This is a genomic window from Paraburkholderia sp. Ac-20347, from assembly GCF_017104805.1.
Lineage (GTDB): Bacteria > Pseudomonadota > Gammaproteobacteria > Burkholderiales > Burkholderiaceae > Paraburkholderia > Paraburkholderia tropica.
On record NZ_JAAGPN010000386.1, the window covers coordinates 1 to 5697 of the forward strand.

Genomic DNA, 5697 nt, shown 5'->3' on the forward strand with positions numbered 1-5697 from the left:
CCGCCCGTGTTCGCGCGATGAGCCACCGGCGCGGCCTGGCGCGGCGCTTCCGCACCCGCGAGCTGATCAAGCGCGACCCCCGCGGCCGCGCGCGTCGAGTTGTCCTGCGCGCCGTGCGCGACCACGCGCAGAACGCCCTGCTGCGGCCCGAACGCCGACGGGTCCATCTGATCGTCGTCCGTGGGGTTACGCAGCGCGAGCGTCAACTGGCCCTGGCTCTGCGCGAGCGTCAGGTCGTTCACTTCGGTCAGCGGCACGGCGAGCACCGCCGTGCGCGGCGTCGTGCTCTGCGTGCCGAAACCATTGGTGCGTTGTGCGTTGCCGTTCGCCGTATCGGCGGGATTCCCGAAGACGAGCACGCGCGCTTTGGAAATCAGCAGACGCGCCTGCGTGCGGGAGATTTCCGCGCTGCCGGTACCGACCGTGCCACCGGCGGCGCCGTCGCGGCGCAGCGTGAAGAACACGTCGACGTAATTGCCTGCGTGGAGCTGATTGCCCACCGCGTTGGTTTCGTCGACGCGCACCGCCACCGCGCGCTCGCCCGGCGCCAGCGAAGAAGCCAGGCTCGACGACAGTTGCGTGTCGAGCACGGGCGTGTCGGCGGCGATATCCGCGAGCGGCACGCGGCCCGCGATCAGTTGGACGTCGCTCACGGAGCCGGCAGGCTGCGTGCGCAGCGGCTGGACGCGCAGCGCGTCGGCGGGAATCGGCTGGCCTGCAGGCAGCGTGCGCGCGGCGACGACGACGGGCGTCAGCGGCTGCGTCACCGCCACGGCCGGTTGCGCGACGGGTGCAGGCGGCGTGTGGCGCGCGAGCATGAACGCGAAGATGCCGAGCAGGAGCGCGGCGGCGATCAGCACGCCCGCGGCGATTTTGGTCAGATTGGCCATGTGCGGCTGCCTTGATTGCGATTGAACGGCGCGGCGGCGCATGCGCGCGCGACGTGATGGCGGATCGAATGGGATGGGCTCATAGCAGATTCACCGGATCGATCTGCACCGTGGCGCGGCCCGCGAGCGTGGTGGGCTGCCACGCGCCGAGCATGGGCAGCGTGGGCACCAGCGGACTCGTGCTCCACGGATAGCTGAGCGTGACCTGAATGCAGTCCATCGCCGTGTTGTTCGTGCAGCCGCTCGGCTGGGCGTTCACGACTGTCGTGCAGGTCGGCGCGGTGGCGAGCCACGTCACGCCTTGCAGCGCGCGCGCACAGGCAGCTTGCGCGCGACCGCTCAAGGCGGTCGCCGTGTCCTGCGCGTTCACGTAGACGAGCGCAGCGCGCGCGCCGTCCGCCGATGCCGCGGTCAGACTGTGCTGCACGAGGAAGATCATGCAGAACGTGATGATCGCGTAGAGGACCAGGAAGAACAGCGGAAACGCAATCGCGAATTCGACGGCGGCTGCGCCGCGCTGGCGCTGCAATCGCGTCAGTGGTTTCGCTTCGCATGACGAATTCGTTGCGCGCGCAATCATTGCAACGCTCCCGGCATCCACTGCAATGCGAGCCACGCGAGCGCAGGCACGGTCAGGCAGGTCGCGTAAGGCGTGCCGCGCCGCGCGCCGACACTGACGACCTGCACACGCCGCGACGCTGTCGCTTGCGAACGCGCACGCATCGCGAGAATTGCGAGCGCATGCACGAATGCAAAGAGGCTCGCGGCCACCCAGAGCCAGAGCAAGGGCTGCAATCCGCACCATGCGCCGAGCGTGGCGAATACCTTGACGTCGGCCGCGCCCATCACGCCGAGCACGAAGAACGGCATGAGCGCGGCGAGCCCGATCGCGGTGGCAATCAATGCGCGGCCCACGCCGAGTTGCGCCGGTCCCGCGTGCCAGCACGCAGCAACGAGCGCGGCGACGAGGCCGGCGATCACGAGCGCATTCGGCACGCGACGCGAACGCAGATCGCTAATCGCGACCGCGAGCGCCCACGCGGCGAATACGCAGCTGGGAATGATGGATGCATTCATCGCGAATCGACGTGCAGAGGCCTCACGCGAACCGGCGAGCCAGCGCGTGAAAAGTCACTGCTACGTTCAGCTGAATGATCGGGCGTGGCAGCGCGAAGCCGCCACGCAGCGATATGCCGCCTTAGCCGCCCGTTGCCGGGACTGCAGCCGTCAGTTGAGTCGTGACGTAGGAAAATACGGCTTTCAGCTCAGTGCCCAAGCCCTGAGCGCTTGCCGCAATCACCACGGCGATGAGCCCTGCGATGAGCCCATATTCCAGCGCCGTCACCCCGTCTTCTGCTTTAGCAAAAAGCTTTACCAGCTTGTTCATTTCGGCCCTCTCTCTCTTCTTCGCGCTCTCACGCGATGCTGCACCGGCTCTCTCAGCGAATAGGTTTGAATGATGCGCCGGTACAACTGGTCCACGGACTGCCATGTCAGTCCGCCAACATTGCGGCCGAATCGTAAGCATTCCCCTCTAAATGCAATGCCCCGTTCAGCTCTGCTTGTAACGTGTTTTAGTTTTCGATGCGCTTTTTATAGCGTAACCGCGAACGTTACGCAATCGTGCGTTACGTCGTTGTATCCACGTAACATCATTATCGGCACGCGGCGTTTTTTTATTCACTCAGGGCAAACCATAACGTCTTTCAGCACGCTATCGCGCGACGTTACGCCCGCGAACTGATCAGGAGTCGAAACACTTTTTCGCACGCGGCTTTAAATGATGCGCGGCGGATTAACTGCTGTTTCGAGCACTTCATCAATTCGAAAATATGCAAAACGATTAGCACTTCGTCACGTTACCCCGGGCGTTCGTAACATCGCCCGAGTTCCGTTACGTGACGTAACGCGCGGCGCACGGTAACGCGCACATTCACGCCCGTCGATTCCTGCGAAGAAAGCTTCGCGCAAAGCCCCATGGCGTCTTGATCAGACGATACCCACGCCCGCGCCGCGATGGTTTTTCTCGCGTGCGCTTTCGCATTGGCACAGCTGTTGCAGTGTATGTCCCGCAGCACCACAAAACACACACAGCAATACACACCATACGAGAGACGAGGGCACACCATGAAGAACCATCACATCGCGAACGCGGCACGCCTGACTGCCATTGCCGCCACCATCGCCACCCTGCTTTCCCTGACCGCCTGCGGCGGTTCGGGCACGCTCAGCAGCGGCACGGGCAGCGGCGGCTCGCTGCAAACCAGTGGCGGCACGAGCGGCACCAGCGGCGGCACCAGCGGCGACACCGGCACGGGCACGGGCAGCGGTTCGGGCACGACCACCACGTCGACGGACAGCAATACGGGGAGCGGCACGGGAACGGGCACCGGCAACACGTCGACCGCCGGTAACGGCAGCGGCAGCGGCGACGGCAACACCAGCAGCGGCGGCACCACCGGCACGGGCAGCGGCAGCACGGCTGTCGCGGCGAACGCGGTCGGCCAGGTCGCGAAGGTTTCGGGCACGGTCGTCAGCGACCTCGGCTCGACGGTGTCGGGCCTCGGCAGCACGATCGCCTCGCAATCGCTGCCGGGCGTCAGCTCGGCGACCACGACGGCAGCCGGCGGCGTGGTCTCGAATCTCGGCGCGGCGGTCTCGGCGCTCGGCAGCGGCGTGTCGAACGGTCTCGGCGCACTCGGTTCGAGCACCAACACCGATCCGGTCGGCACGCCGGTCGCCAGCACGGGCGGCGTCGTCAGCGATGCGGGCAAGGCGGTCACCAGCGCCGGCCAGCTCGTCACGAGCCTCGGCAGCGGCCCGCTCGCCCCGCTCGCCGCCGTCACCACGCCGCTCGGCGGCGCGGTCAGCACGCTCGGCACGGCCGTCACCGGCGCGGGCAACACGCTCACGACCGCGCTGTCGACCGGCCCGGTCCAGCAAGTCACGCAACAGCTCAGCACGGCCATCACGCCGATCACCTCGGTGCTCGCCTCCACCACGCAGACGGTCGGCACGGCGACGGGCCTCGGCACGCCGGTCGCGGGTCTGCTGCAAACGCTCGGCGGCGGCCTCGAAAAAGGCGGCGCACTGGTCGCCTCGACGGGCGCCGGCAATCCGGTCACCACGGGTCTGGGCAGTCTCGTCTCCGATACGGGCAAGACCGTCGCCACCGCCGGCAATCTGCTGACGGGCAGCACCTCGGGCAGCAGCAGCAATCCGCTTGCGCCGGTCACGAGCCTGCTCAGCGGTCTGACGGGCGGCCTCACGGGCAGCACGACCGGTTCGAGCGGCACCAGCGCGGGCCTCGGCATCGGCGCGGCGCTCGGCATCACGGGCAGCTCGAGCGGCAACCCGCTCGCCCCGGTGACGACGGCGCTCACCACGGTCACCTCGACGCTGACCTCGGCCACCGGCGGCAGCAGCAGCCCGCTCGCGCCGGTCACGGGTCTCGTCGCAGGCGTCGTCAACACCGTCGCCGGCACGCTGAACACCGCCGCCACCACGACGACCAGCGTCGTGGCGAGCGCCGGCGTCGGTGCGGGCGTCAAGACGTCGAGCAGCTCCAGCAGCACGGCCAGCAGCACGCCGGGCCTCTCGCTGGCCTCGCTCACGGGTGGCAGCACAAGCAGCAGCGGCACGACCGGCCCGCTTTCCGGCCTCACGTCGCTCGTCGGCGGTCTGCTCGGCGCGAAGAAGTAAGCGCCTGAGCCTACGTCCGCTCATCGGCTAACCCAACTTGATCGCTTCGATAGCCCGTTTCAGCGCCTGATGAAACAAGGAGACAGCGCTATGTCCAGCTTTTCCCTCGCGATTTCGCACGACCGGTCCGCGACGTTGATGCGCGGCCTGCGTCTCACCGCCCTCGCCGCCGCGAGCGTGATCGCCCTGAGCCTCGCCGCCTGCGGCGGCAGCAGCTACACGCCGCCCTCGGCTTCGAGCGGCACGGGCGGTACGACCGGCACCACCGGCAGCACGGGCACCACCGGAACGACCGGCACCGGCGGTTCCGGCGGTGACAGCAACACCGGCGGCGGCAGCACCAGCACCTCCACCGGCACGAGCGGCGTGGTCAGCACGGTCGCCAAGACCACCAGCGATCTCGGCAACGCGATCGGCTCGACCACCCTGCCCGGCGGCACCAGCTCGGACGTCACGAAGGGCCTCGGCAGCGCGGTGTCGAGCACCGGCACCGTGGCGAGCGCGCTCGCCGACGCCGTCTCCAACGGCCTCGGCCAGACCGGCTCGACGGCCAATCCGGTCGGCACGACGGTCGCCGGTCTCGGCAACGTCGTCAGCGCGACGAGCGGCGTGGTCCAGGGCGTCGCCACCACGGTCAACGGCCTCGGCAGCGGCCCGCTCGCGCCGCTTGCGCCGGTCACCACGCCGGTGGCCACGGTGCTCGACACGACCGCGAACGCCGTCAACGCCGGCGGCAAGATGCTCGGCAACGCGCTCTCGTCCGCGCCGGTCCAGCAGATCACGCAGCCGCTCAGCACGGCCATCACGCCGATCGTCATCGCAGCCGGCGTGATCACGCAGCAGGTCGGCACCACGACGGGTCTGGGCGTGCCGGTTTCCGGGCTGCTCGCCAAGGTTGGCGGCGCGCTCGATACGGCCGGCAGCAAGATTTCGTCGACGGCGGGCGGCACCTCCACCACCGCCGCGCTCAGCGCGCTCGGGCCGCTCGCGCCGGTGGGCGCGGACGTCGGCACGCTGGTGTCGGCGCTCGGCAACACGGTCACCAACGCAGGCGGCCTCGTGAATCCGAACGGTCCGAACGGCGCCGCGCCGATTCCGGGTCTGA

6 protein-coding genes are annotated in these 5697 nt (G+C 68.4%); 2 read left to right on the plus strand and 4 right to left on the minus strand.

Annotated elements, in window-relative coordinates:
- The 4 genes from cpaB to G3N97_RS35890 form a co-directional block, all read right to left on the minus strand.
- Positions 1-890: Flp pilus assembly protein CpaB (gene cpaB, locus G3N97_RS35875; protein ID WP_205997556.1), on the minus strand; the 890-nt coding region annotated here is incomplete at its 3' end.
- 79 nt (positions 891-969) lie between these two features.
- The gene (locus G3N97_RS35880) at positions 970-1470 is read right to left on the minus strand and encodes a TadE family protein (RefSeq protein ID WP_205997557.1); all 501 of its coding nucleotides are present in this window, start codon (positions 1468-1470) and stop codon (positions 970-972) included.
- Complete coding sequence (locus G3N97_RS35885) at positions 1467-1967, minus strand: prepilin peptidase (protein WP_205997558.1); 501 nt, start codon at positions 1965-1967, stop codon at positions 1467-1469. The genes G3N97_RS35880 and G3N97_RS35885 overlap by 4 nt, the downstream gene beginning before the upstream one ends.
- Before the next feature lie 121 nt (positions 1968-2088).
- Positions 2089-2277 (minus strand): Flp family type IVb pilin, encoded by a 189-nt coding sequence (locus tag G3N97_RS35890; RefSeq protein WP_205997559.1) that lies wholly within the window; start codon positions 2275-2277, stop codon positions 2089-2091.
- A gap of 740 nt (positions 2278-3017) precedes the next feature.
- Between G3N97_RS35890 and G3N97_RS35895 the strand changes: the two genes are divergently transcribed.
- Both G3N97_RS35895 and G3N97_RS35900 read left to right on the plus strand, forming a co-directional pair.
- Complete coding sequence (locus G3N97_RS35895; RefSeq protein WP_205997560.1) at positions 3018-4592, plus strand: collagen-like triple helix repeat-containing protein; 1575 nt, start codon at positions 3018-3020, stop codon at positions 4590-4592.
- 90 nt (positions 4593-4682) lie between these two features.
- Positions 4683-5697: collagen-like triple helix repeat-containing protein (locus G3N97_RS35900; protein WP_205997561.1), on the plus strand; the 1015-nt coding region annotated here is incomplete at its 3' end.

Coding starts and splice junctions, on each gene's coding strand:
- G3N97_RS35880 (WP_205997557.1), bottom strand. CDS start 1,470: ATGATTGCGCGCGCAACGAATTCGTCATGCGAAGCGAAACCACTGACG.
- G3N97_RS35885 (WP_205997558.1), bottom strand. CDS start 1,967: ATGAATGCATCCATCATTCCCAGCTGCGTATTCGCCGCGTGGGCGCTC.
- G3N97_RS35890 (WP_205997559.1), bottom strand. CDS start 2,277: ATGAACAAGCTGGTAAAGCTTTTTGCTAAAGCAGAAGACGGGGTGACG.
- G3N97_RS35895 (WP_205997560.1), top strand. CDS start 3,018: ATGAAGAACCATCACATCGCGAACGCGGCACGCCTGACTGCCATTGCC.